The 24,910-nt window shown below is 75.4% G+C and carries 27 protein-coding genes; 14 read left to right on the forward strand and 13 right to left on the reverse strand.

Going from position 1 to position 24,910, the window contains the following annotated elements:
- Window positions 1-260: 260 nt before the first annotated feature.
- Both ABD363_RS18425 and ABD363_RS18430 read right to left on the reverse strand, forming a co-directional pair.
- Window positions 261-872 carry a TIGR04222 domain-containing membrane protein gene (locus ABD363_RS18425; protein WP_344604836.1) on the reverse strand — a complete coding sequence of 204 codons (612 nt, stop codon included), beginning with the start codon at window positions 870-872 and terminating at the stop codon, window positions 261-263.
- A gap of 158 nt (window positions 873-1,030) precedes the next feature.
- A complete protein-coding gene (locus tag ABD363_RS18430) occupies window positions 1,031-1,270 on the reverse strand; it encodes a hypothetical protein (RefSeq protein ID WP_344604838.1) in 240 nt (79 codons plus the stop codon).
- 214 nt (window positions 1,271-1,484) lie between these two features.
- Between ABD363_RS18430 and ABD363_RS18435 the strand changes: the two genes are divergently transcribed.
- From ABD363_RS18435 to ABD363_RS18460, 6 genes are all read left to right on the forward strand, one after another.
- Window positions 1,485-1,736: a YkoF family thiamine-binding protein gene (locus tag ABD363_RS18435; protein WP_344604840.1), complete on the forward strand. Its 252-nt coding sequence runs from the start codon at window positions 1,485-1,487 to the stop codon at window positions 1,734-1,736.
- Window positions 1,733-2,101, forward strand: a complete 369-nt coding sequence (locus ABD363_RS18440) for a helix-turn-helix domain-containing protein (protein WP_344604842.1) — start codon at window positions 1,733-1,735, stop codon at window positions 2,099-2,101. The genes ABD363_RS18435 and ABD363_RS18440 overlap by 4 nt, the downstream gene beginning before the upstream one ends.
- 160 nt (window positions 2,102-2,261) lie before the next feature.
- The gene (uraD, locus tag ABD363_RS18445; RefSeq protein ID WP_344604844.1) at window positions 2,262-2,771 is read left to right on the forward strand and encodes a 2-oxo-4-hydroxy-4-carboxy-5-ureidoimidazoline decarboxylase; all 510 of its coding nucleotides are present in this window, start codon (window positions 2,262-2,264) and stop codon (window positions 2,769-2,771) included.
- A 7-nt stretch (window positions 2,772-2,778) separates the two neighbouring features.
- Window positions 2,779-3,168 carry a hydroxyisourate hydrolase gene (uraH, locus tag ABD363_RS18450; protein ID WP_344604846.1) on the forward strand — a complete coding sequence of 130 codons (390 nt, stop codon included), beginning with the start codon at window positions 2,779-2,781 and terminating at the stop codon, window positions 3,166-3,168.
- A 5-nt stretch (window positions 3,169-3,173) separates the two neighbouring features.
- Entirely contained in the window at window positions 3,174-4,130 is a 957-nt protein-coding gene (pucL, locus tag ABD363_RS18455; protein WP_344604848.1) for a factor-independent urate hydroxylase, read from the forward strand.
- 102 nt (window positions 4,131-4,232) lie between these two features.
- On the forward strand, window positions 4,233-5,612 hold the full coding sequence (locus ABD363_RS18460; protein WP_344604850.1) for an 8-oxoguanine deaminase: 1,380 nt from the start codon (window positions 4,233-4,235) through the stop codon (window positions 5,610-5,612).
- A gap of 184 nt (window positions 5,613-5,796) precedes the next feature.
- Here ABD363_RS18460 and ABD363_RS18465 read toward each other — a convergent pair whose 3' ends face one another.
- The 6 genes from ABD363_RS18465 to ABD363_RS18490 all read right to left on the reverse strand — a co-directional run bounded on the left by ABD363_RS18465 (window position 5,797) and on the right by ABD363_RS18490 (window position 10,415).
- Window positions 5,797-6,489 carry a maleylpyruvate isomerase family mycothiol-dependent enzyme gene (locus ABD363_RS18465; RefSeq protein ID WP_344604852.1) on the reverse strand — a complete coding sequence of 231 codons (693 nt, stop codon included), beginning with the start codon at window positions 6,487-6,489 and terminating at the stop codon, window positions 5,797-5,799.
- A 136-nt stretch (window positions 6,490-6,625) separates the two neighbouring features.
- The gene (locus ABD363_RS18470) at window positions 6,626-7,048 is read right to left on the reverse strand and encodes an acyl-CoA thioesterase (protein ID WP_344604854.1); all 423 of its coding nucleotides are present in this window, start codon (window positions 7,046-7,048) and stop codon (window positions 6,626-6,628) included.
- A gap of 77 nt (window positions 7,049-7,125) precedes the next feature.
- Entirely contained in the window at window positions 7,126-7,767 is a 642-nt protein-coding gene (locus tag ABD363_RS18475) for a hypothetical protein (protein WP_344604856.1), read from the reverse strand.
- 231 nt (window positions 7,768-7,998) lie between these two features.
- Window positions 7,999-8,205, reverse strand: a complete 207-nt coding sequence (locus tag ABD363_RS18480) for a DUF397 domain-containing protein (protein ID WP_344604858.1) — start codon at window positions 8,203-8,205, stop codon at window positions 7,999-8,001.
- A complete protein-coding gene (locus ABD363_RS18485; RefSeq protein ID WP_344604860.1) occupies window positions 8,202-9,065 on the reverse strand; it encodes a helix-turn-helix domain-containing protein in 864 nt (287 codons plus the stop codon). The genes ABD363_RS18480 and ABD363_RS18485 overlap by 4 nt, the downstream gene beginning before the upstream one ends.
- A 141-nt stretch (window positions 9,066-9,206) precedes the next feature.
- Entirely contained in the window at window positions 9,207-10,415 is a 1,209-nt protein-coding gene (locus tag ABD363_RS18490) for a pyridoxal phosphate-dependent aminotransferase (protein WP_344604862.1), read from the reverse strand.
- 87 nt (window positions 10,416-10,502) lie between these two features.
- On the opposite strand from ABD363_RS18490, the gene ABD363_RS18495 reads away from it, so the two are divergent.
- Window positions 10,503-11,147, forward strand: coding sequence for a winged helix-turn-helix transcriptional regulator (locus tag ABD363_RS18495; RefSeq protein ID WP_344604864.1), 645 nt, complete (start codon window positions 10,503-10,505; stop codon window positions 11,145-11,147).
- Between the two features lie 50 nt (window positions 11,148-11,197).
- Here ABD363_RS18495 and ABD363_RS18500 read toward each other — a convergent pair whose 3' ends face one another.
- The 3 genes from ABD363_RS18500 to ABD363_RS18510 form a co-directional block, all read right to left on the reverse strand.
- Complete coding sequence (locus ABD363_RS18500) at window positions 11,198-12,019, reverse strand: hypothetical protein (protein WP_344604866.1); 822 nt, start codon at window positions 12,017-12,019, stop codon at window positions 11,198-11,200.
- A complete protein-coding gene (locus ABD363_RS18505) occupies window positions 12,019-13,284 on the reverse strand; it encodes a VWA domain-containing protein (protein ID WP_344604868.1) in 1,266 nt (421 codons plus the stop codon). The genes ABD363_RS18500 and ABD363_RS18505 overlap by 1 nt, the downstream gene beginning before the upstream one ends.
- A gap of 71 nt (window positions 13,285-13,355) precedes the next feature.
- Complete coding sequence (locus tag ABD363_RS18510) at window positions 13,356-14,864, reverse strand: IucA/IucC family protein (RefSeq protein WP_344604870.1); 1,509 nt, start codon at window positions 14,862-14,864, stop codon at window positions 13,356-13,358.
- A gap of 92 nt (window positions 14,865-14,956) precedes the next feature.
- Here ABD363_RS18510 and ABD363_RS18515 point away from each other — a divergent pair, with 92 nt between their 5' ends.
- From ABD363_RS18515 to ABD363_RS18535, 5 genes are all read left to right on the forward strand, one after another.
- Complete coding sequence (locus ABD363_RS18515) at window positions 14,957-16,471, forward strand: IucA/IucC family protein (protein ID WP_344604872.1); 1,515 nt, start codon at window positions 14,957-14,959, stop codon at window positions 16,469-16,471.
- A gap of 148 nt (window positions 16,472-16,619) precedes the next feature.
- Complete coding sequence (locus tag ABD363_RS18520; RefSeq protein WP_344604874.1) at window positions 16,620-17,510, forward strand: LysR family transcriptional regulator; 891 nt, start codon at window positions 16,620-16,622, stop codon at window positions 17,508-17,510.
- 412 nt (window positions 17,511-17,922) lie between these two features.
- On the forward strand, window positions 17,923-19,305 hold the full coding sequence (locus ABD363_RS18525) for an FAD-binding oxidoreductase (RefSeq protein WP_344604876.1): 1,383 nt from the start codon (window positions 17,923-17,925) through the stop codon (window positions 19,303-19,305).
- Window positions 19,306-19,765: 460 nt separating this feature from the next.
- A complete protein-coding gene (locus ABD363_RS18530; RefSeq protein ID WP_344604878.1) occupies window positions 19,766-20,680 on the forward strand; it encodes a HipA family kinase in 915 nt (304 codons plus the stop codon).
- A complete protein-coding gene (locus ABD363_RS18535) occupies window positions 20,677-20,973 on the forward strand; it encodes an Rdx family protein (protein ID WP_344604880.1) in 297 nt (98 codons plus the stop codon). Before ABD363_RS18530 ends, ABD363_RS18535 begins: the two co-directional genes overlap by 4 nt.
- A 315-nt stretch (window positions 20,974-21,288) precedes the next feature.
- Here ABD363_RS18535 and ABD363_RS18545 read toward each other — a convergent pair whose 3' ends face one another.
- Window positions 21,289-21,888, reverse strand: coding sequence for a nucleotidyltransferase family protein (locus ABD363_RS18545; protein WP_344604882.1), 600 nt, complete (start codon window positions 21,886-21,888; stop codon window positions 21,289-21,291).
- Between the two features lie 189 nt (window positions 21,889-22,077).
- On the opposite strand from ABD363_RS18545, the gene ABD363_RS18550 reads away from it, so the two are divergent.
- Window positions 22,078-22,392: a DUF5955 family protein gene (locus ABD363_RS18550; RefSeq protein WP_344604884.1), complete on the forward strand. Its 315-nt coding sequence runs from the start codon at window positions 22,078-22,080 to the stop codon at window positions 22,390-22,392.
- 85 nt (window positions 22,393-22,477) lie between these two features.
- On the opposite strand, the gene ABD363_RS18555 is transcribed toward ABD363_RS18550, so the two are convergent.
- Window positions 22,478-23,278, reverse strand: coding sequence for an IclR family transcriptional regulator (locus ABD363_RS18555; RefSeq protein ID WP_344604886.1), 801 nt, complete (start codon window positions 23,276-23,278; stop codon window positions 22,478-22,480).
- Between the two features lie 269 nt (window positions 23,279-23,547).
- Between ABD363_RS18555 and allB the strand changes: the two genes are divergently transcribed.
- Window positions 23,548-24,888, forward strand: a complete 1,341-nt coding sequence (gene allB / locus ABD363_RS18560) for an allantoinase AllB (RefSeq protein WP_344604888.1) — start codon at window positions 23,548-23,550, stop codon at window positions 24,886-24,888.
- The last annotated feature ends 22 nt before the right edge of the window (window positions 24,889-24,910 follow it).

The raw sequence follows: 24,910 nt of genomic DNA on the forward strand, positions 1-24,910 counted from the left end.
AGGGCTGACGCGGGGCAGGGCCGGCGCGGGCAGGGCGGGGCCGGCTCGGGGGCGTCCCGGGCCCGGCGCGGCGAGTCTCGCGGCGAGGGCGTCACGGACGCGTTCGGGTTCGGGACGCCGGGCCCGGCGGTCCGCCCCTCCGCCGGGCGTTGAAGGCCTTCGGGCGGCGTCACCCGCGCCCTCGCCCGGCGGACCGGTGCGGCCCCGCCATGGCCGGGGCCGCACCCGGAGCGCTCGGCCCGTGCCGTCCCGTGGAGTGCTCAGCCCACGCCGCCGCCGCAGGAGTACCCGCCGTTGCAGGAGTAGCCCCCGATGCCCGAACCCGCGGAACGGGAGTGCTTCGGCAGCCCCTTGTCGGCCAGGTCGACCCGCTCGGTCAGCCCCGCCCGCAGGGCGAAGCGCGGCGCGAGCACCCGCAGGGCCGCCTCGCCGTGCAGCGCGGCGGCGAGCAGCTTGTCGTCCTCCGTCAGGCCGAGCCGGCTCGCGGGCAGCGGATGCCGCTCGCCCAGCTCCCGCACCCGGCGGCGGGCGGCGCGCGTCGGGCCGGGCAGCCGACGCCTCAGCAGCCCGGCCTCCGCGAGGCCGGCGCGCAGTGCGGCGACCGCCGCGCGCACCTTTGGCCGCTTCGCCAGCTCGCGCAGCGCGGCGGGTTCGGCGAGGGAGGCGAGCACCGCTTCCGCCAGCGGCGGGAGCGGCGGGGACTGCCCCGCCGCGGTGTCCGGCTCCGTCGCCCGGATCGTGCCCGGCCGGCCCGCGTCGGCCGCGCCCCGCAGGTGCAGGGCGAGGACGGCGACCGTGACGGCGGCGTCGGGGCCGCCCCGCACCAGCGCGATCTCGTACGGACCGAATCCGGCTGTCGTACCCCTGTTCATGGCACCTCCCCCGTGCCGGGGCCCGCCGCCCCCGTGCCGGCGGGTCCCGTGTGCCGGGAATGTGCCCGCGGACGGGGGCGGCCGAAGCCTCCGGAAGCCGGTTCAGAGGTTGATTTGAGGGTGCCGTAGCCGGAGTACGACCGGTGGCGTAGCCGGGCTCAGGGCTCGTGGTGCTCCGACAGTCCCGGCCAGTCGTCGGGGCCGCCGCCCTGCCACTCGACGAGGTCGCTCGCCGCGACGTCGGTGACGTACAGGTCGGCCAGCCGCAGGATCTCGCCCACGTCGTCGGCGTGCGAGGCGACGCCGAGGGTCTCGTCGCCCGAGGTGACCCGCCGGGATCCGTCCAGACCCGGGGCGTGCACCACGATGTGCGGATGGTCCGCGGGATGCGCTGCCATGCCTTCAGGCTCCTGCGGGCGGGGCGGATCCGCACCCCGGGCGGGGTCCTCCCGCCCGTCGCCGCCGGGGCCGCGACGGGCGCGGAGCGCCCCTGCCCGGTGGCCGCCCCGCCCGCGGGACGGGGTCCGTTAGGGTCTCCCCAGGCGGCCGGGCGCCGGTCCCGGTCGCGGACCGGGCGGCCCGCGCGGGCCGGAGCAGAGCCATGGGGACACAGTGCGACTGAGAGTGGAGTTCACGACCGAGCCCTTCGACCTCGACGAGACGCCCGCGCACGCGCTGGTGGCCCGCGAGGTCGTCGAGGCGGCCGAACTGGACGCGGTGGACGTCGGCCCGTTCGGCAACACCGCCGAGGGCTCCGCCGACGCGGTCCTCACCGCCGTCGGCGCCCTGCTGCGCGAGACCCTGGCGGCCGGCGCCACCCGGATCTCGTTCCAGGTCAACGTGGTCGGGGAGGGCGACCGGTGACCGGCACCGGCGACAAGCCGTTCATCGCGGCCGTGAAACCGCTGGTCGACGCGATCGGCGGCGAGCTGCTCCCGCCGGACGAGGCCGGCCCCGACGACGTCGTGCTCTCCTGGGAGGGCGCGGACGTCGTCGCCGTGCGCCTGCCGCAGCTCGCGGACTCCCTCGACCACATCCTGGCCGCCCTGGAGCGCAAGCAGGGCAAGCCGCTCGCCGAGCTGGACCGCAGGGCCAAGCAGGAGATCGTGCGGAACCTGGAGGCGCGCGGCGCCTTCTCCGTGCGGCACGGCGTGGAGACCGTGGCGAGCGCGCTCGGGGTGAGCCGCTTCACCGTCTACAACTACCTCAACCGGGAGAAGGGCGCCTGAGCGGGCCCTCCGGGGCCGGCCGGGCGGTCCGGGCCGACGGGGCCTCCCGGGATCTGTAACCCCGAATTTTCAACAAAGTGTTGACGCGGTGTTTTCGGGGGGCGTTAGCTGGCGGCACGCCTGTCCAGCACGAAGGCCGTTCGCGGCCACGGAGGCTCCCGTGACGCCCACTCCCACGCCGCCGGGCCTGGCCCGTCTCAACGCCCTGGAGGAGACCGCGGCCCTCGCCGCGCTCCGCGCGGTGTGCGCCTCCACGGCGTGGGCCCGGCGCCTGCTCGCCGCCCGTCCCTACGCCACCCCCGAGGACCTCTACGCCGCCGGCGACGCCGCCACGGCCGGGCTGTCGGCCGGGGACCTCGCGGAGGCGATGGCCGGGCACCCGCCGATCGGCCGCCCCGCGCCCGGCGACCCCGCCTCGGCCCGGGAACAGCGCGGCATGGCCGGAGCCTCCGCCGCGCTCCGGGCGGAGATGCTGGAACTGAACCTGGCCTACCAGGAGAAGTTCGGCCATGTGTTCCTGATCTGCGCCACCGGCCGGACCGGCGAGCAGATGCGCGACGCGCTCGAGGAGCGGATCGGGAACCCGCCGGAGCGGGAGCGCGAGATCGCCCGCACCGAGCTGGGCAGGATCAACCGTATCCGCCTGGCCCGACTCGTCGAGGAGGACTGACCGCGCCATGAGCACCCGCACCACCGCCTCGGTGTCCACCCACGTCCTGGACACCAGCCTCGGCCGCCCCGCCGGGGGCGTCGCCGTCCGCCTCCTCGCCCGCTCGGGACGGGAGGCGGCCTGGCGGGCGCTCGGCGGCTCCGCGACCGACGCGGACGGGCGGTGCGCGGACCTCCCGGCGCCGCCGGAGGGGACCACCCACGTACGGCTGGACTTCGCCGTCGAGCCGTACTTCGAGAAGAGGCAAGCCGACGCGCAGCGGGACGCCCCCGCGAACCGGGACGGCGGCGCGTTCTTCCCGGAAGTCACCGTCGCCTTCGCCGTGACGCCTGGCGAGCACCACCACGTACCGCTGCTGCTCAGCCCGTTCGGCTACTCCGTATACCGAGGGAGCTAGCTGAGATGACAGACCTTCCCCGCCCGGCCCGCCCCGTCCTCCTGGGGCAGAACCAGTACGGCAAGGCCGAGACCCGGGTCGTCAGGATCACGCGGGACGGCGCCACCCACCACATCAAGGACCTGAACGTCTCCGTCGCGCTCTCCGGCGACATGGACGAGGTCCACCGCTCCGGCTCCAACGCCCACGTCCTGCCGACCGACACCGCCAAGAACACGGTGTACGCGTTCGCCAAGGAGTACGGCGTCGAGTCCGCCGAGCAGTTCGCCGTCCACCTCGCCCGCCACTTCGTCACCAGCCAGGAGCCCATCCACCGGGCCCGCGTCCGCGTCGAGGAGTACGCCTGGGAACGGATCGGGACCTCCGGGACCGGCCCGCAGGCCGCCGGCGCCGCCGGAACCGGGCACTCCTTCGTCCGCAAGGGCCAGGAGACGCGGCTCGCCCAGGTCACCTACGACGGCGCGTCGTGGGAGGTCGTCTCCGGCCTGACCGGCCTGACCGTGCTGAACTCGACCGGCTCCGAGTTCCGGGGCTACGCCCGGGACCGCTACACGACCCTGGAGGAGACCCGCGACCGCGTCCTGGCCACCTCCGTCTCCGGCCGCTGGCGGTTCAACTGGACCGACGACGCGCAGGAGATGCCCGACTGGGACGAGTCCTACGAGCAGACCAGGAAGCACCTGCTCCAGGCCTTCGCCGAGACGTACTCGCTCTCGCTCCAGCAGACGCTGTACCAGATGGGCGCGCGCATCATCGGCCACCGCGGCGAGATAGACGAGGTCCGCTTCTCCCTCCCCAACAAGCACCACTTCCTGGTGGACCTGGAGCCGTTCGGGCTGAGCAACGACACCGCCGACGCGGCCGTGTACGTCGCCGCCGACCGCCCCTACGGCCTGATCGAGGCGACCGTCCTGCGGGACGGCTGCGAGCCGCGCATCCCGGTGGACCTCACCGACCCGTGACCTGCCCCGGCACCCGCGGCCGGGACCCGGCCGGCTCGTTCTCCCGGCCGCGGCACCCGGCACCCCGCCGTGCCCCCTCCCCATGAGCGAAAAGGACCGACCATGGCGGCAGCCCAGCGCATCGTCATCGAGAACTGCGCGATCGCGACGGTCGACGCGCACGACACCGAGTACGCCCGCGGACACGTCGTCCTGGCCGGCGACCGCATCGAGTCGCTCGGCGCCGGCGAGGCCCCCGAGGGCCTGCGGGACGTCGTCCGCCGGATCGACGCCACCGGGCACCTGGCGACCCCCGGCCTGGTCAACACCCACCACCACTTCTACCAGTGGCTCACCCGGGGCCTGGCCACCGACCACAACCTGTTCGACTGGCTCGCCGCGCTCTACCCGGTCTGGGCGCGCATCGACGAGCCGATGGTGTACGCGGCGGCCCGGGGGTCGCTGGCGATGATGGCCCGCGGCGGCGTCACCACCGCCATGGACCACCACTACGTCTTCCCGCGCGGCTGCGGCGACCTGTCCGGCGCCGTCGTCCGCGCCGCCCGCGAGACGGGGGTGCGCTTCACCCTCGCCCGCGGCTCCATGGACCTGGGCGAGTCGGACGGCGGACTGCCGCCGGACTTCGCCGTCGAGACGCTGGACGGCGCGCTCGCCGCCACCGAGGAGACCGTCCGGCAGCACCACGACGCCTCCTTCGGCGCGATGACCCAGGTCGCCGTCGCGCCCTGCTCCCCCTTCTCCGTCTCCACCGAACTCCTGCGCCAGGGCGCCGAGCTGGCGCGCCGCCTCGGCGTACGGCTGCACACCCACGGCTCGGAGACCGTGGAGGAGGAGAAGTTCTGCCACGAGCGGTTCGGCATGGGCCCGACCGACTACTTCGAGTCCACCGGCTGGCTCGGCGCGGACGTGTGGATGGCGCACTGCGTCCACATGAACGACTCCGACATCGCCGCCTTCGCCCGCACCGGGACGGGCGTGGCCCACTGCCCCTCCTCCAACGCCCGCCTGGCCGCGGGCATCGCCCGGGTCCCCGACCTGCTGGCGGCCGGCGTCCCGGTCGGCCTCGGCGTCGACGGCACCGCCTCCAACGAGTCCGGCGAACTGCACACCGAACTGCGCAACGCCCTGCTCGTCAACCGCCTCGGCGCCCACCGCGAGGCCGCGCTGACCACCCGCCAGGCGCTGCGCCTGGGCACCTACGGCGGCGCCCGGGTCCTCGGCCGCGCCGCCGAGACCGGCTCCCTGGAGCCGGGCAAGCTGGCCGACCTGGTGCTGTGGCGGCTGGACACGCTGGCCCACTCCTCGATCGCCGACCCGGTGGCCGCGCTGGTCCTCGGCGCGGCGGCCCCGGTCACCGCCTCCTTCGTCGGCGGCCGCCAGATCGTCGAGGACGGACGGCTGCTGACCGTCGACGAGGACGCCGTCGCCCGCGCGACGCGCGCCGAGGCCCGGCGGCTGGCGCGGCTCGCGACGCGGTGCTGACGCCCGGGCGGCCTTTGCCGCGGAACGGCGGCCGCCTCCCCGGGCGGCCGCGGGGGTCGCCGCCGCCGTGGCCCGCCTCGCCTCCGGGCGGAGCAGCCTCCTCACCGGTCCGGGCCCGTACGCCGGCGGCGGCCCGAACCGGGTCCGAGTTCCGGGGCCGCGCGTCCGGCGGGGCCGGTGGCGGTCAGGGCGTCAGCGGGCCGGCGAGAACCGCCGCTCCCGCCGCGCGGTCCCCGGACCACGAGAACGACGCGGCGTCGGCGGGCAGCCGGCCCCAGAGCATGAGCAGCAGCCGCTCCGCCGTTCCGGAGATCTCGGCCACGGGCTCGCCCGGACCGTAGGTCCAGGACCGGCCGGTGTCCGTGGCCCGCAGCCGGAGCGCACGGCGCGGCGGTTCGGCCCGTCCGCGCGCGATCTGACGCGGTGCCATGGTGTCGAAGACCTCCGCCACTCCGTCCGCCGCGAACTCCGGGCCGAAGGGGAGGGCGTCTCCCAGGGCGCTCTGCGCGTCCCAGCGATGGATCAGCGTCTCCTGGGCGCGCCGCCGCTGCCAGAAGCCCACGGTGTGCGGGGGGTGGAAGGTCCACGCCTCGTCGGCCGGATCAGTGTCCAGCACGGCCAGCAACTCGTCCACCGAAGCGTCGAACCAGTCCCGCACCTCGGCGTCCTCGCGCGGTGCGGGCGGCGGCTCGTGGTCGCCGCGCTTGTCGGTGACCGCCGCGACGACCCACCGGTTGCCCCGGCCCATGTGCTCGGCGAGGTCGCGCAGCGTCCAGTCCCCGCAGTGGGGGACCGGCGTGCTCAGGTCGTGCCGGAGGCAGGCGCTGAACGCGGCGGACTCCTGGCGCAGCATCTGGAGGTAGGGAAGCGGAACCATGGCACGGACCCTACTCGCCCCCGATCCGCGGGAGTTGTCCCACTGGAGCCGCCCTCGGCTTCCTGCGCTCCCGCGCCGTTCCGCCGAGGTGCCCGGCGCCGGCCGACACGCGGCCCGAACCGGAAGGCCCGGCCGCTCAGAGTCCGAACAGACCCGGGTCCGCGGCCAGGTCCTCGAAATACCGCCGCGGGTCCGCGACCAGCTTGCGGGCCTTGAGGTCCATCAGCCCGCCGACCGCCGTGATCTCGGCGGCGACCGTGCCGTCCGTCTTGCGCACGGTCTGGTGGATCCGGAACGTCTTGCCCTCGCCCCACTCGAAGCCGCACGTCACCTCGACCTCGTCGCCCGCCAGCAGCTCCCGCAGGTAGCGGATGGTCGTCTCCAGGGCCACCGGCCCGACGCCCCTGCCGACGAGGTCGGCCTGCCGGATCCCCGCGGCCTGAAGCAGCGACCAGCGGGCGTGCTCGGCGTAGTTGAGGTACACGGCCTGGTTCAGGTGCCCCTGGACGTCGGTCTCGTACCCGCGGACGGTCACACCGACGGAAAACGGCTCGCTCACGGACTCCCCTTCTCGCGCCACGGCTGCCGGGCCGGCCGGTCCGGCCGGCGAGTCGGACCGATCCTGGCACGCGGCTCCTACGACCGTCGCGGAGACGCCAGCAGATACCGTTTCCGCGTCCGCGGCTCCGTGTGCTCGCCGACCTGCCATCCGGCCCGCTCCAGCGTCGCCGCGCAGGCCCGCAGCGCGGCACCGTCCGGCGCGTGCACGGCGACGGCCTCGGGCTGCGGCGTGGCGCGCACCCGGTAGCCGTCGGCGTCCCGCCCGGCCGGCCGGTGGCCGTCCGCCTCCAGGGCGAGCGCGGCGGCCTGCACCAGGTGTCCGCGCTCCCAGGCGCACGGCCGGTCGGTGGCGCCGTCCGCGTGGGTCATCCGGCGCAGCTCCAGCAGGCCCTGCCAGGCGCTGCGCACCTCACGGGCCCGGGCCGGGCCGGTGTCCGGCACCTCGTCCTCGGCACCGGCGTACGCGGCGAACACACCGCCGCCGGACGCGGAAGCCTCCGGGGCCGGCTCGGGAGGAGCCTTCGGGGCGGGCTCGGCCTCGCGCAGGCGGCGTCCGGCCGGCGTCAGGAAGCAGTCGTGCGGCGGCCGCGGATGCCGGAAGGCGAGCCCCCGCTCCACCAGCGCCGCGAGCTGCGCCGGGGTGCCCTTCAAGCGCCCGGTGACGGGGTCGGCGGCCTCGATGACACGCCGCTGCGCGGCGGTCGGCGGTCGTGCCACGGCGTGCTCCTTTCCGGGGAAGCCCTGTCGGCCGGCTGCCCGCGAGACCCTCACGGGGCTGCGGCCGGCGCTTCAAAGGCTACGCCGAGGGTCCGACGACCCACCGGCGCCGCCGGGCGCCCCGGCCCCGGCGCGGTCACGGCGTACGGGCCCCGCCGCCCACCCGCGCCCCCGCACGCCGGCGCCCCGGCCCCGGCGCGGAACCGGACCCGGGGCGCGGCGGGACGTACGTCAGCGACCGGCGGCGTAGGAGACGAAAGCGGCCCACTCCCGCGGCCGGAAGGCGAGCCGGGGGCCCAGCCGGTTCTTCGAGTCCCGTACGTGGACGGTGCCGGGGGCGGTGGCGACCTCGACGCAGGCAGGACCGTCATCGGTGCTGTGACTGCTCTTGAACCACTTCAGCTCGGAGCCGTGACCGGCCGGGGGCTTTGTCGTCATGTCTCTCCAAGGAGTTTCTCGATGAAGGCCAGCGACTCTCGCGGGGGGAGGGCCTGAGCCCGGATGATCCCATAGCGCAGTTCGAGGATCTGGACCTCCTTGGGGCTCGAGATCAGTCGGCTGGTGAACTGGACCTCGTTGTAGCCCAACGTGTCTCCCTCCTTGAGCCGCAGCAGGTGGAAGGGGCCGCCGAGACCGGCATTGTCCTCACGGTCCAGGGGAAGCACCTGGATCTCCACGTTCCGCATGTGCCCGATCTCCAACAGCCGTTCGAGCTGTCGGCGCAGCATCATTTTGCCCCCCACCCGCCGACGCAGGACCGCCTCGTCGTGGACGAAGCTGAAAGCCGGGACCGTCCGAGTACCGTCGATGATCTCCTGCCTGGCCAGCCGGGCGGCGACGCGTTGCTCCAGCTCTTCCTCGGGGAACGCGGGGCGCCGTGAGCCGAACACCGCCCGCAGATATTCCTCGGTCTGCAACAGCCCGTTGACCACGGAGTTGTCGTACGCGCAGATCTCGACGGCCTCCGCCTCCAGCTTCGCCAGGTCCCGGACCTTCTTCGGGTACCGCGCCTCCGCCACGTCCTTGCTCAGCCCGGCGAGCATCCCGCCCGCCCCGAGCACCCGGTCCGCCGCGTCGAGGAGGGGCGCCTTCGGCGCCCGCCGCCCCCGTTCCACGGAGGACACCTGATCCTCGCTGTAACCGATCGCCGCGCCCAGCTCGGCCTGGGTCATCCCGGCCCGCTCGCGCCACATCTTGACGACCTTGCCGACCGTCCGCAGGACCGCCGCCGAGTCCCCGTCCCAGCCGTACGGCTCCGGCCCGTCCACGATCCGCTGCCCCTGCCCCGGCACGTCCATGTCCCGGCACCTCCCTTCGCACCCGGGTCAACTCCGCACCGGCGCACGGCGTCACGCGCGCCGCCCGGACGAACCCGGGCGGCGGCCGGTCAGTCGCACCGTGTACCGGTGACGGCGGTGGGCGCGGGGCCCGGCCGGCCGCTACTGCCGGTATCCGCTGAGGAACCGCCCGATCCGCCCGATCGCCGTCTCCAGGACGTCCGCGTGCGGCAGGGTCAGGATGCGGAAGTGGTCGGGGGAGGGCCAGTTGAACCCGGTGCCCTGGACCACCTGGATCTTCTCGCGCAGCAGCAGGTCCAGGACGAACCGCTCGTCGTCGTGGACGGGGTGCACCTTGGGGTCCAGGCGTGGGAACGCGTACAGCGCGCCCTTGGGCTTCACGCACGTCACGCCGGGGATCTCGTTGAGCTTCTCCCACGCCACGTCGCGCTGTTCGCGCAGCCGCCCGCCGGGCGCGGTCAGCTCGCGGATGGACTGGCGGCCCCCGAGGGCGGCCTGGATGGCGTACTGCGCGGGCGCGTTGGCGCACAGCCGCATGGAGGCCAGCATGGTCAGGCCCTCCAGGTAGTCCTTCGCGTGCTGCCGGGGGCCGGTGACCACCAGCCAGCCGGAGCGGAAGCCGGCCACCCGGTACGTCTTCGACAGGCCGCAGAAGGTGAGGACCACCAGATCGGGGGCGAGCGCGGCGGCCGAGTGGTGCACGGCGTCGTCGTAGAGGATCTGGTCGTAGATCTCGTCGGCGAACACCATCAGGCCGTGGCGGCGGGCGAGGTCGAGGATGCCCTCGACGATCTCCTTCGGGTAGACGGCGCCGGTGGGGTTGTTCGGGTTGATGATCACGACCGCCTTGGTGCGGTCGGTGATCTTCGCCGCCATGTCGTCCAGGTCCGGGTACCACTCGGCCTGCTCGTCGCACAGGTAGTGCACCGCCTTGCCGCCCGCCAGCGTCGTCACCGCCGTCCACAGCGGGAAGTCCGGGGCGGGGATCAGGATCTCGTCGCCGTCCTCCACCAGCGCCTGGACGGCCATCGACACCAGCTCCGAGACGCCGTTGCCGAGGTAGACGTCGTCGACGTCCACCTCCAGGCCGAGGGTCTGGTAGCGCTGGGCGACGGCCCGGCGGGCGGAGAGGATGCCGCGGGAGTCCGTGTAGCCGTGCGCCCGCGGCAGCATCCGGATCATGTCCTGGAGGATCTCCTCCGGCGCCTCGAAGCCGAACAGCGCGGGGTTGCCGGTGTTCAGCCGCAGCACGCTGTGGCCCGCCTCCTCCAGTGCGTTGGCGTGCTCTATCACCGGGCCGCGGATCTCGTAACAGACCTCGCTGAGCTTGTTGGACTGCCGGAACTCCATGCGCTCTCGCCCCTCCGGTACGTGGTGTTACTTGGTTTTACCAAGTACGAGCTTGGAAAGTCCAACAACACGTCTACACTGCGTCGCATGTCACCCCGCACTCGCCGTAGCTACGACCAGTTCTGTTCCGCCGCACGGGCGCTCGACGTCGTGGGCGACCGCTGGACCCTGCTGATCGTCCGTGAACTCCTGGCCGGCCCGCGCCGCTACACGGACCTGCACGCGGACCTGCCCGGCGTCAGCACCGACGTGCTCGCCTCGCGGCTGAGGGACATGGAGCGGGACGGCCTGGCGACCCGCCGCCGGCTGCCGCCGCCCGGCGCGGCCTACGTGTACGAACTCACGGCGCGCGGACGGGAGTTGCTGCCGGTGCTGGAGGCGCTCGGCGCGTGGGGCGCGGCCGAGCTGGGGGAGCGGCGGCCGACGGACGCGGTCCGGGCCCACTGGTTCGCGCTGCCGCTGCTGCGCGCCCTGAGGGAGGCGGGGACGGGACCGGGACTGGTCGAGGTGCGGCTGGCGGAAGGCCGCTTCCACCTGTACACCGGCGCCGGGGAGGGGCCGGTGTACGGCGACGGGCCCGCTCCCGGGGAGCCCGACGCCCGGCTGGCGCTGGACGCGGCGACGTGCACGGCGATCGGCCGCGGCGAGGTGAGCGTGGCCCAGGCGGTGCGCGACGGCCGTATCGAGGTGAGCGGGGACGGCGCCCTGGCCAAGGAGCTCAGGGAGGGCTGAGACGGCGGGGGCCCGCACCGGGCGGGCCCCCGACGGTCACCGACGGCGGGTCAGACCCCGGGCGGCACCCGGGAAGGACGCCCCCCGCCCCGGGTCAGCGCGTACCCGCCGACCCCCGCCAGCGCGGCCAGCGCGCCGCCGGCCGCGGTCCACACCCAGCGGTCGGACCACCGGCCCGACGCCCAGCCGTCCTCGGGTTCGAGGTCGGACAGCACCGCCGAATCCCCGTCCTCGGCGTGCCCGGTGTCCCGCTCGGGCCTCGACGCGATCCCCGGCACCAGCGGCTCGGCCAGCGAGCCGTCCACCGCCGCCGACCCGCCGACGTCCTCGGACCCGACCCGGACCTCCGCGTCCACCGGCAGGCCCAGGTCGGAGGTGGCGAGACCGGTGGCCGTCAGCCGGATGTAGTACGTGCCCGGCAGCGGGTCGTTCGCCCACGGCTCCGACCAGGCGCGGACCGTGCGCAGCACGCAGGCCAGCTCCACGGAGGAGGCGTCCCGCGGGGCGGTGCGGGTCTGCGCCCCGTACTGGCAGGCCTGGCGGCGGCGCAGCCCGTCGTACACGTCGAGCTGCCAGGTCTCGGCGGCGTGCGCCTCCGGCAGCTGCACCGTCGCCCGCACGGTGGGGCGCTGCCCGGTGTCCGCCGGGAACGACCAGTACAGGTAGTCGCCCGCGGAACCGCTCGCCGTGGCCCGCTGCCCCTGCCCGATCTCGGTCGCGGTGCGGAACGAGGTGCCGGCCTCGGTCGGCGCGTCCGGGTCGCCCGAGGGGTCCGCGGACGGCGTGGAGCCGGCCGCGGCGGGGGCCGCGGCGAGTCCGAGCAGCAGCAGCGCGGAACCGAGCACGGAACCGAGAAGACGTACAGAACGCATCAGTTGGTCCTCCAGACCGCGATCCGCCAGCGCGACAGCCAGCCCCACACCAGGCCCGCCAGGAAGCCGGCCAGGACCAGCACGCCCAGCAGCCACCAGCCGCGGCCGAGGCCGAAGGAGGCCACGTCGCCCGCCTCGTCGGGGCCGTCGACCACGTCCACGGTCAGCTCCAGCGGCAGGCCGGGCGTGGTCTTCACCCCGGCGGCCGCCGAGAAGGAGTGGGTCACCTGGAGGCACACGGTCTCGGCGGCGGCGTCCTCCTCGTCGCTCTCCGCCTTCGGGTAGCGCAGGCCCGTGGCGATCACGTCGGTGCGGCCGTTGCCCGCCGCCTCCCCGCGCACGATCTCCCGGCCGTGCGCCGTCACCGCCCGCAGCAGCACCCCGTAGGAGGGGGCCACGTCCCGGTCGGCGGCCACGCTCACCGAGGCCCGCAGCTCCTGGCCGGGCAGCACGTCCACGCGGTACCAGCGCTGCTGCCCGAACTCCTCGCGGTCGGTGTACAGACCCGACTTCAGCACCGGCGCCTTCGCGCACGTGCCCGCGCCCTCGGCGGCCACCGGCGTCACCACCGGATCGGCCGCGCGGTCCACCAACTGGTTCACCCGGTCGGTGAGTTCGTCGGCGTGCTCGACCGAGGTGTACGTCCCGCCGGTCGCCTCGGCGATGCAGCTGAGCTGCCGGCGCATCCTGGTGTTGGGGACCAGGCCGAGGGTGTCGATGGTCAGGCCGATGCCCTTGGCGGCGATCTCGCGGGCCACCTCGCACGGGTCGAGCGGGGCGCAGGTGTCCTCGCCGTCGCTGATCAGCACGATGCGCTTGGAGCCGGTGCCGCCGTCGAGGTCGTCGGCCGCCGCGAGCAGGGCCGGGCCGATCGGCGTCCAGCCGGTGGGCACCAGCGTCGCGACCGCCGTCTTGGCCTCGGTGCGGTCCAGCGGGCCGACCGGGTAGAGCTGCGCGGTGTCCTCGCAGCCGGTCCTGCGGTCGTCGCCGGGGTAGTTCGCGCCCAGGGTGCGGATGCCGAGCCGGACCCCCTCGGGCGTCGCGTCGAGCACCTCGTTGAACGCCTGCTTGGCCGCGGCCATCCGCGACTGCCCGTCGATGTCCCGGGCCCGCATCGAGCCGCTCACGTCCAGCACGAGGTCGACCTTCGGCGCGTCCTCGCCCGTGGGCTCACCGGCGGCCGCCCCGGCCGGGACGGCGATCCCGGCCGCCAGCGCGGCGAGCAGGGCGCCCACGCCCGCCGCCAGCCGTTTTCTTGTGATCATCGGCGGATCTTATTGACCGGCGGTTCCGTGCTCCAAAACGCGACCGCGGCGGCCGGCGCCGGCACGGACCGTCAACACGGCGGCCGGCGCAGCGGATTGGGCAGTTCGCCCCACAGGTCGCCGGTCCCGCCCGGCGACAGCCGCATCAGCGTCAGCGCCTTGACGGGCAGCGGCCCGTCCAGCAGCGCGGCGAGGTCCGGGGTGCGCGGCAGGTCCCGTACGGCCGTCTCCAGCGCGGCCCGCAGCGCCGGCCCGGAGCCCGCCGCGCCCGCCAGCGCCCCCGCCACCAGCGAGCCGAACAGCTTGCGGCGCAGCGCCACCGGGTCGTCCGTGACCATGCGGGCGGGCAGCTCGGGGACCGGGACGCCGTGCCGGGCCAGACGGGCCGGGCTGATGCGCAGGTCGGCCAGGTCGCGGTAGACCAGCCGCAGCGGGACGCCCGTCGCCGACAGCACCACCAGCAGGTTCTGCCCGTGCGCCTCCAGGGCCGCGCCCAGCTCCAGCAGCCGCAGGCCCACGGTGAGCGCCAGCCGCGCCAGACCGGCCAGCCGGGCGGGGTCCCGGACCAGCCCCGTCGGGGCCAGCGCGGCCACCGGCACCACCCGCTCGCCGCGCCCGGCCGCCGCGTACGCCTGCGGCGGCTCCCGCAGCACGGCCGCCAGCTCGGGGGAGCGGGCGGCCGCGCCCAGGGTGCGGGTGAGGTGCAGCAGCCCGTCCGTGCGCGCGGCCAGGGCCTCCCCGAACGCCGAGAGCGTCGCCGACGCGGCGACGGAGGCGACCGAGATGTCCCGCACCGAGGAGGTCAGCCGGGCGCTCAGCGCCGTCTTGACGTGCGGCCCGCCGGGCACGGCGAGGGTCCGCAGGGACATCAGCGGGTGCGCGCCGAGCCACGCCTCGCACGGCCGCCCGAGCACATGCGCCGCCTGCCACGGGTGCACCGGGACCAGCACCCGCCGCCCGTCCCGCAGCTCCTCGGGCCACACCCCCGTCACCAGGCACTCCGCCTCCGGGACGGGCACCAGCCCCAGCTGCACGACCGGCCGGTGCTCGGGCGCGCAGGCGAGCTGCTCGGCCACCGAGAAGCCGGGCCGGGACCGGCAGCTGGGGTGGAACGGATGCCCGTCGACCACGCGCTGCTCCCACTCCCAGTCGTGCGCGGGCCACTCGTCCGGGTGCTCCCCCTGCCCCGCCCGGGACAGCGCCAGCGACGCGACACTGTGCCCGAGCTCGGCGGCGAAGCCCGCCGAGCGGGGCACGGCGAGATCCGTCATCAGCCGCGCCGGGTCGTCGTACGGCGACTCGCCGAGCCGTACGACCGTGACGTACGCGGCGGTGGAGTACGGGTCGGGGCGCGGGCCGCGCAGCAGGCGGCCGTCGCGCAGGCGCAGCACCAGCTCCTCCCGGCCCCGCTCCCGGCCCGCGACCCAGGGCAGCGGCTCATGGGCCAGCGCACGCCACAGACGGGACAGCACGGCCGCGCGGGCGCCGGGCAGCTCGGCCGCGTACCGCGACACGAGGCCGGGCCGTACGGCGGCCAGCTCCTCGGCGACCTCGGCCTCGGCGGTGGGGGGACGGTGCACGGGCGGACTCCTCGGGTACGGACACGGCGTCGGACGGGCGACATACTGATGATCGTCCCCGCCCGGACGGACCGTAAGGAACGAGTGGATCCGTGAACCCCCTGCCCCCGCCCGCCGACGGCGGCACGGCCCGAGGCGACGTCGCGGACCGCGCCGACGCGTACGCGGCCGCGCCGCTGCTGAACTGCCTGCTGCGCGAGGTGGCCGAGCCCGTGCCGGGCCCCGGCGAACGGCGGGTGTACCGGCTGCCCGGCGGGGACCGGCTGCTGCGGGTGCGGGGCACGCGGCGGCCCGCCGAGCCCGAGGTCTACGCGGCGGGCCGCTGGCACCGCGTCGGCCACACCGAACTGGTGAAACTCGTCGCCGAGGAGCTGCGCCGGCACACCGGCCTGCCCAACCACGAGCTGCCCGCCGAGATGCTCGACAGCCGGGACGCGGTGGCCGCGCTGCTGACCGCACGCGCGCGGGCCGCCCCGCCCGACGACCCGTACCTGCTCTCCGAGCAGTCCCTGCTCACCGGACACCCCCACCACCCCGCGCCCAAGGCGCGCGGCGGCGGCCCGGCCGCGGGCTGGCTGCCGTACGCGCCCGAGGCGCACGCCCGCTTCCCGCTGGCACTGCTCGGCGTGCGCGAGGACGCGGTGACCGAGGAGGGCGACACCTCGGCCCTCGACGCCCTCGGCGAGGCCCCGCCCGGCTACCGGCTGCTGCCCGCCCACCCCTGGCAGCTCGACCTCGCCGCCCCGGAGCTGGCGAGCGCCTTCGCGGACGGCCGGCTGCTGCGGCTGGGCACCACCGCCTTCGACGTCTGGCCGACGGCCGCCGTCCGCACGGTGTACGCCCCGGGGCGCGACCTGTTCCTGAAGTTCAGCCTCGACGTGCGCATCACCAACGACGTCCGGCGGCTGTGGCGGCACGACCTGCTCGGGCTGCGCCGCACCGACGCGGCCGCGGCGGGCGCCCTCGCGGCGCTGGACGGCCCGGCGGTCTGGCTGAGCGACCGCGGCTACCGCACCGCCGCCTTCGCCTTCGAGGCCCTGGCCGTCGTCGTCCGCGAGGGCCTGCGCGGCCACCTCCTGCCCGGCGCGACCCCGCTGCTCGCCGCGGGACTCGTGGAGGGCTTCGACGGCAGCCCGCTGGCGGGCGCGGCCGACCCCGAGCGGTGGTGGGAGGCGTACCTGCGGCAGGTCGTGCCGCCCGCGCTGGCCGCCTTCGCCGAGCACGGCGTCGTCCTGGAGGCCCACCTGCAGAACACCCTGGTCGCCGTGGACGCCGCCGGCACCCCCGTGCAGGCGCTGTTCCGGGACGCCGAGGGCGTCAAGCTGCTGCCGGACACCTCCCGCGCGGCCGGCTGGGAACGGCTGGTGTACTGCCTGGTCGTCAACCACCTGTCGGAGATCGCCGGCGCCCTCGCCGAACACCGGCCCGGCCTCGACCCCTGGCCCGCCGTCCGCCGCGAACTGGCCCGCCACGACCTCCCGGAGGCCGCCGCGCTGCTCACCTCGCCCACCCTGCCCGGCAAGACCAACCTGCTGCTGCGCTGGACCGGCGCCGACGGCGCCGACGCCCGCTACCTGCCCCTGCCCAACCCGCTGGCCCGCCCCTGACCCGGACCGCGCCGGCCGGTGCGGCGCCACGCGGCCGCCGGCCGCCCCACGGCGCCCGGCCGGGCGTCACGCCTCTCGGCCCTCGCCCGGCCCGTCACCGCGACCGATCACACGCTTATGGGAACAGGCGTTGCTAGCATCGTCGGTTATGGAGCTGCGTCAGCTCGAATACTTCGTCGCGGTGGCCGAGGAAGCGAGCTTCACCAAGGCCGCCGCCCGGCTGTACGTGACCCAGCCCGGGGTGAGCGCGCAGATCCGGCGTCTGGAGCAGGAGCTGGGGCAGCAGCTGCTGGACCGCACGGGACGCACGGTCCAGCTGACGGAGGTGGGCGCCGCCGTCCTGTCCTACGCCCGCAGGGCGCTCGAAGGGGTCGCGGGAATGCGCCTCGTGGTCGACGATTTCACCGGGCTGATGCGGGGCCGCGTCTCCGTGGGGATGGTGCGCTCCTGCGCGTCGCTCGACCTCCCCCGACTGCTCGCCGACTTCCACAAGGACCACCCGGCGGTGGAGATCACCCTCGTCGAGGAGAACACGGACCGCCTGCTGGAAGACGTTCGAAGCGGCGCGCTCGACGCGGCGGTGGTCGCCCTGACGACGGTCACACCCCCGGGGATCGACCTCCACGTCGTCGCCGACGAGCCACTGGTCGTCGTGGTGAACCCCGGCGACCCGCTGGCCGAGCACGCCGCCATCGCCGTCGACGCGCTCCGCGAACGGGCCCTGATCAGCCTCCCGCGCGGGACCGGTATGCGCGCCTGCCTGGACGACGCCTGCGCCGACGCGGGCTTCGAACCCCGCGTCGCCTTCGAGGCGAGCGACCCCGACGTGCTCGCCCAGCTGGCGATGCGGGGCCTCGGGCCGGCCATCGTCCCGGAGTCGCTCGCCGCCGCGTACCCGGGGGAACTGCACGCTCTGACCGTGACCTGTCCGCGGTTCCGCGGCCGCATGGCGCTCGCCTGGCGGTCGGACGGCCCGGTCGGCCCGGCGGGCCGCGCGTTCGTCACGCACGCGAGGGCCGCCCTGCCGGCTCCCGCATAACCACGGCTTCCGGGAGCCAGAACGACCCGCTCTTGGACTTTCGCCCCGGACTGCTCCAGAGTCGATCACACAGCTCGGGCCCGGTGAGGCCCGCCGCTGCCGGGAGCGACCGGCTCCGCCGTCCACCGCGCTGACCGGGGGAACGGGCAAGCCGGGCGCCCCGCCGCTCCGGCGGGAACCGGACGCGGCACCACCCGGGCGAAAGCGTCCGGCCCCGCTCCGCGAGGTGCCGGGCGACCGGTGGCGGCGCACCCCGGCCGCCGACCCGGACACGAGCTGCCCCGGGCCACCGCTTCACGGGCGACGAGAACCCGATCCCGGACCCGGACCCGGCGGTGCCCAGGACGAGACAGGACGAGACGGCCACGTGGTCCGGACGGCCCACTGGCCCGGCGACGACCAAGAGGATCCCGTGAAGACGACCGACGACGTGCGAAACGACATCCCGGAGCTGGCGCGCAGGATCCGCGGCCCGGTTCTCCTGCCGGACCAGGACGGCTACCAGGAGGAGATCAGCGGCTTCCAGGCCGGATACCGGCACGCGCCGGCGGTGGTCGTCGGCGCGGAGACGGCCGAGGACGTGCAGGCGGCGGTGCGCTTCGCCGCGGCCCGCGGCATGGCGGTGGCCGTCCAGTCCACCGGCCACGGCGTCACGGTGCGGGACGAGGGCGGTGTGCTGATCTCCACCAGGCGGATGCGGGACGTGGTGGTGGACCCCGGGAGCCGGTCCGTGCGCGTCCAGGCCGGGGCCCGCTGGCAGCAGGTGGTCGAGGCCGCCGAGCCGCACGGACTGGTCCCGCCCAGCGGCTCCGCGGGACACGTGGGCGTGGCCGGCTACACCCTGGCGGGCGGCATGGGCCTGCTGGCGCGCCGGTTCGGTTACGCGGCCGACCACGTGCGGGCCCTCGACGTCGTCACCGCCGACGGCGAGCTGCGCCACGTGACGGCCGGCAGCGACCCCGACCTGTTCTGGGCCCTGCGCGGCGGACGGGACAACTTCGGAGTGGTCACCAGCCTGGAGATCGCCCTGCAGCCCGTCGGGCGCATCTACGGAGGCGGGGTGTTCTTCGACGTCGCACACGCCGAGGAGGTCCTCGGCTTCTTCCGGGAGTGGACGTCCCGGGCGCCGGAGACGACGACCTCCTCCGTGGGCATGATCGAGTACCCGCCGATCCCGGTGTTCCCCGAGCCGCTGCGCGGCCGGCACGTGGTGCACGTCCGCTTCGCCACCACCGACCTGGAGAACGGCCCGGACCTCGTACGGCCGTGGCCGGAGGTCGCTCCCACGCTCTGGGAGCACCTCGGCGAACTGCCGTACAGCGAGTCGGGCTCCATCTACCGGGAGCCGGACTTCGCCCACTCCTACGACGGCAACAGCGTGCTGCTGAGCGAACTCCACCCGCGGGTGCTGGAGGCCGTCCGGGAACTGGCGGGGCCCGGCGCGCCGGTGCCGTGCATCGTGGACCTGCGCCACCTCGGCGGCGCGCTCTCCCGTCCGCCCGAGGTGCCGAACGCGGTCTCCTTCCGCGAGGCGCAGTACATCCTGCGGGTGCTGTCCGCGCCCGACGGCGTCGGACTGTCCGAGGTGCGGGCCGCGCACGAACGGATCGACAAGGCCGTCGAACCGTGGACGATCGGACGGTCGCTGAACTTCGTGTACGGGATGCGGGCCGCCGGCGACCTCCGCTCCGAGCTCTACGAGGACGCCGTTCTGGCCAGGCTGTCCGCGCTGAAGGCGGTCTACGACCCGAACAACGTCTTCCGCCGCAACCAGAACATCGAACCGGCGGCCTGAGCGCCACCGCGCCCCCCGGCCCCCGCCGCGCGGAACGAGGCCGGCCACGAGACCCCCGCCCGGGCCGGGGGAGGCATCTCGTGGCCGTCCCCGCACCGCCGAGGAGGGCCCGCGCCGAGTGTCCCGGCCCCTCACCGCGCGCCCCGCGCGCCCGGCGGCGCCGGGGGACGGCTGCCGCGTGCCGCGGCGCCCGCGCCCCGGCCACGCCGGAAGCGGGGCCCGCGGCGGGCCGGGCACTCCCCGCCGGCGGTCACCCTCGGTTACTATGCACACTTCACGTCGGAGGCCGGAAGCAGGACGGACGGCCACCGGCGGACTGCCGGGAGGACGGGGAGGTCCACATGCCGGTCGAAACCCCCGGAAGATCCTCCCCAGGGCTGACGAGGGGCGCTCCCCGCTGGTGCGCGCCTTTGCGGCCGAGCGGGGACTTCACGGCTGAAGAGGCGGGTGACCTGGAAAAATGCTGAGAGAGGTCGGTGCGACCCGCTACGTCGAGCCCCTGCACTCCGGCGGTTCCGTCCCCGGCGTCGTCGAGGCCGACGACCTGGGCACCTACGTCGTGAAGTTCACCGGCTCCGCGCAGGGCCGCAAGGCGCTGGTCGCCGAGGTGATCGTCGGCGAGCTGGCCCGTGCCCTCGGGCTGCGCTTCCCCGAGCTGGTCCTGGTGCACTTCGACCCGGCGATCGCCGGTCACGAACCGCACCAGGAGGTGCGCGACCTGCACACGGCCAGCGCGGGCGTCAACCTCGGCATGGACTACCTGCCGGGCGCCCGGGACTTCACCCCGGAGCTCGCGGAGGCCTTCCCGGTCGATCCGCTGGAGGCGGGCCGGATCGTCTGGCTGGACGCGCTGACCGCGAACGTCGACCGCACGGTGCACAGCTCCAACCTCATGGTCTGGCCCACGCTCGGCGTCGCACCGCCGCGCCTGTGGCTGATCGACCACGGCGCCGCCCTGGTCTTCCACCACCGCTGGGACACCTCCGCCCCCGACAAGGCGTACGACTTCCGCCACCACGCCCTCGGCTCCTACGGGCCCGACGTACGGGCCGCCGACGCCGAGCTCGCGCCGAAGGTGACCGAGGAACTGCTGCGCCGGGTCACGGCCGCCGTGCCGGACGCCTGGCTGTCCGGCGAGCCCGGCTTCGGCACGCCCCGGGAGCTGCGGGAGGCGTACGTGGACTACCTGTACGCGCGTGTGCGGGCCTCGGCGGCGTGGCTGCCCACCGACTTCCCCACCCGGGAGGACCTGGCCGCCGAGGAGGCGCGCCGCGCGGAACGGACCCGGCGAGGCCGTCCGGACTGGCTCAAGCGGGTCCCCGACCTGCACGGCAAGCCGACGGCGGAACAGGATTGGTCGGTGCACCTGGGATGACGGACACCCCTTCGGCCCGGAGCCGGCGCGTGCAGATCGAGTACTGCACGCAGTGCCGCTGGCTGCCGCGCGCCGCCTGGCTGGCGCAGGAGCTGCTGACGACGTTCGAGACCGAGCTGACGGAGCTGTCGCTGAAACCCGGCACGGGCGGCGTCTTCGTGGTGCGGGTGGACGACGAGGTGGTGTGGGACCGCCGGGAGCAGGGCTTCCCGGAGCCCACGGCGGTGAAGCGGGCGGTACGCGACCGGGTGGCCCCGGGCAGGTCCCTGGGCCACTCGGACAGCTCCGCGTGAGCCTCGGCCCGTGAGCTGTCCGTACGGCGGCAGGGTCGGGAAGCCGGCGTGGTCCCCGTGCGGGCGCAGGGCGTGGGACCTGCCCGTGCGCTCGTCGGTGAAGTCGATGGTCCGGGCGGGGGCGTCGATCAGGTCGGGCCTGCCGAGGACGACGTTTTGCCAGGTCGGCGCCAGGGCGTCCGCGCAGTCGGCGAGCCGGGCCTTCGCCCCCGGGCCGAGGGCGTCGACCGTCGTCTTGCGGTCGGCGGGGCAGGGGATCCCGGCCCGGCGGTCCTCCGGCGCCTTCGGGACGGGCGGCGCCGGGTGCCGGTCCCCTCACTCCAGGCGGGCGAGATCGGCCTCGGTGTCGATGTCGTACGGCCGCGCCACGTCCCCGCACTCGACGAGCGCGACCGCCGCCGCGTGCTCCCGCAGATAGGCGCGCGCCCCCCGGTCGCCGGCCGCGGTCGCGGCGACGCCGGCCCAGTGGGCCGCGCCGAGCAGGACGGGGTGGCCGCGCACGCCGTCGTACGCGGCCGAGGCCAGGGACGTCTCGTCCCGGTACGCCGCGCGCACCCGGGCCGTCGCCGCCGCCCCGATGCCGGGCTGGTCGACGAGCGAGACCAGCGCGGCCCGCGCCCCCGTTCCGGCGAGCGAGGCCAGCCCGGCCCGCAGCGACGTCCCCATGCCCCGCTCCCAGTCGGGGTTGTCCACCAGCACGCAGCCGTCGAGCGCCGCCCGCTCGCGCACGGTGTCGGCGCGCGCCCCCAGCACGATGTGCACGCGGGCGCAGCCGGCCGCGCGCAGGACGCCGGCCGCGTGCTCGACGAGGGGGCGTCCCCGGTGGGCGAGCAGCGCCTTGGGCCGCCCGCCGAGCCGCCGCCCGCCCCCCGCCGCGAGGAGCAGCCCGGCGACCCGGTCATCGTTGTCCGTCATGCGTCCTGCATACCCGACGCTTGGGCGGGCGCCGGATTTCCGGGGGCTGAATTTCGGTCCCGACAGTGGCGCGCCCCGCGTGCGGTGGCGTTTACTACCCGCGTCCCCCGGCGCACGTTCCGTGCCGAAGGGGGCGCTCGGCGCGGCCACGACGAAGGGGCGCACAACGGCGTGCGGAGGGGGAGAGCTGTGTTGCGGAGCGTGGGACAGCGGCCGGTGACCGGCAGCGACGGGGATCCGAGGGTGGTGGAACTGCGGACCGCGGTGTCCCGGCTGCGCCGGGAACTCGCCGCGCATCCGGCCGAGTTCGCCGATCGCGCCATCGCCGAGGACAAACTCGCCGCCCTCGCGGCGATGGTGACCCGAGGCGCCGTGGAGGTGCCGCGGCTGCGCCGCTCGCTGCTGCTGATCGCCGGTGCGATCGGCTCGGTGAGCGCCTTGTCGCGCGGGGTGTCGGAGGTCCGGCGCGCAGTGGAGCTGTTCGGCGAGCCGCCGCGGGACTGAGGCCGGGCGTCCCGAGGCCGGGGCGTGCCCGCCGGCCGGGGCCCGGGAGACGCGGAGGCGGGGACCGGGCGTCCGGGCCAGGGGCTCAGGGCGTCGGCCCGCCGGAGCTCAGCAGCGTCTGCGACAGGTCCGCCGCGACCTGCCGCAGCACCGGCACGATCCTCTCCGTGGCCGCCTCCGTGACCCGGCCGGCCGGGCCGGAGACGGAGAGGGCCGCCGCGGTGGGGGAGCCGGGCACGGGGACGGCCAGGCAGCGGACGCCGATCTCCTGCTCGTTGTCGTCGATCGCGTAGCCCTGCCGGCGCACGTCGCGGAGCGCCGCGAGGAAGCCCTCCGGCGTGGTGATCGTCTTCTCCGTGGCGGCGGGCATCCCGGTGCGGGCGAGCAGGGCGCGCACCTCCTCGTCGGGAAAGGCCGCGAGCAGGGCCTTGCCGACCCCCGTGGAGTGCGGCAGCACGCGCCGGCCGACCTCGGTGAACATCCGCATCGAGTGCTTCGAGGGGACCTGCGCCACGTACACGACCTCGTCCCCGTCGAGCAGTGCCATGTTCGCCGTCTCGCCGGTCTCCTCGACCAGGCGGGCCAGGTGCGGGCGCGCCCAGGCGCCCAGCAGCCGGGACGCGGACTCGCCGAGACGGATCAGGCGCGGGCCGAGGGCGTAGCGGCGGTTGGCCTGCTGGCGTACGTAACCGCAGGTCACCAGGGTGCGCATCAGGCGGTGGATGGTGGGCAGCGGCAGCCCGCTGCTCGCGGACAGCTCGCTCAGGCCGACCTCGCCGCCCGCGTCCGCCATCCGTTCGAGCAGGTCGAAGGCGCGCTCCAGGGACTGGACGCCGCCGCTGGCGGACCTGGCGGAGCCGGTGGTGCTGGCGCTGGACGTCGGCACGGCACGTTCCTTTCGGGGCTGGCGGGAGGCAGAAGCCTACCGGCGGCCGGTCGGCGCCCCGCTCGCGCGCAGCCGTGTTCCGCTGTCGGGGATTCTAATTCCGCCTGGTGAAAACGCCCAGGGTGGGGCTGCTGAGCGCACGGGAAAGCGGTGCGCCCTTGACGGGGTGGGGGCGGGAGTGAAGACTCCTTCAACAGAACGTTGAATTCCGTTACGTGGGTGTAAATCCCGTTACGGCGAGGTGACGACGGCGGCAGGGAGAGGTCCGGGTGTCCGACGCTGAACTGGTGCTGCGCTCGACGCGCGTCATCACCCCCGAGGGGACGCGCGCCGCCTCCGTCGCGGTGTCCGGCGGAACCATCACGGACGTCCTGCCGTACGACGCCCCCGTCCCGCGGGGAGCCCGCCTGGAGGACGCCGGCGACCACGTCGTCCTGCCCGGCCTGGTCGACACCCACGTGCACGTCAACGACCCCGGCCGCACCGAGTGGGAGGGCTTCTGGACCGCCACGCGCGCGGCGGCGGCCGGCGGCATCACCACCCTCGTCGACATGCCGCTCAACTCCCTCCCGCCGACCACCACCGTCGAGAACCTGCGCGTCAAACAGGAGGCGGCCGCCGGCAGGGCGCACGTCGACGTCGGCTTCTGGGGCGGCGCCCTGCCCGGCAACACCGGGGACCTGCGCCCGCTGCACGAGGCCGGCGTCCTCGGCTTCAAGGCCTTCCTGTCGCCGTCGGGCGTGGCGGAGTTCCCGCACCTCGACCGGGAGCAGCTGGCCCGGTCCATGGCCGGGATCGCCGCGTTCGACGGCCTGCTCGTCGTGCACGCCGAGGACCCGCAGCGCCTCGCCGCCGCCCCCCGGCCCGGCGGCCCGGAGTACGCCCGCTTCCTGGCCAGCCGTCCGCGCGACGCCGAGAACGCCGCCGTCGCCCACCTCGTCGCCCAGGCGAGGCGCCTGCGGGCGCGCGTGCACGTGCTGCACCTGTCCTCCGGCGACGCGCTGCCGCTGCTCGCCGAGGCCAGGGCCGAGGGCGTGCGCGTCACCGTGGAGACCTGCCCGCACTACCTCACCCTGACCGCGGAGGAAGTCCCCGACGGTGCCAGCGAGTTCAAGTGCTGTCCGCCCATCCGGGAGGCCGCCAACCGGGACCTGCTGTGGCGGGCGCTGGCCGACGGCACCATCGACTGCGTGGTCACCGACCACTCGCCGGCCACGGCCGACCTCAAGACCGACGACTTCGCCACCGCCTGGGGCGGCATCTCCGGCCTCCAGCTGAGCCTGGCGGCCGTGTGGACCGAGGCGCGCGGGCGCGGCCACTCGCTGGAGGACGTCGCCCGCTGGATGTCGGCGCACCCGGCACGGCTGGTGGGGCTCGACGGACGCAAGGGCGCCATCGCGCCCGGCCGCGACGCCGACTTCGCGGTCCTCGACCCCGACGCGGCGTTCACCGTCGATCCGGCGGCCCTCCAGCACCGCAACCGCGTCACCGCCTACGCCGGCCGGACCCTCACCGGCGTCGTCCGGTCCACCTGGCTGCGCGGACAGCGCATCGCCGCGGACGGCGAGTTCACCGGGCCGAGGGGCCGCCTGCTCACCCGCGCCCGCTGACCCCGTTCCCCACCGGCCGGCT

It is taken from the genome of Streptomyces glaucus, from assembly GCF_039533365.1.
GTDB lineage: Bacteria > Actinomycetota > Actinomycetes > Streptomycetales > Streptomycetaceae > Streptomyces > Streptomyces glaucus.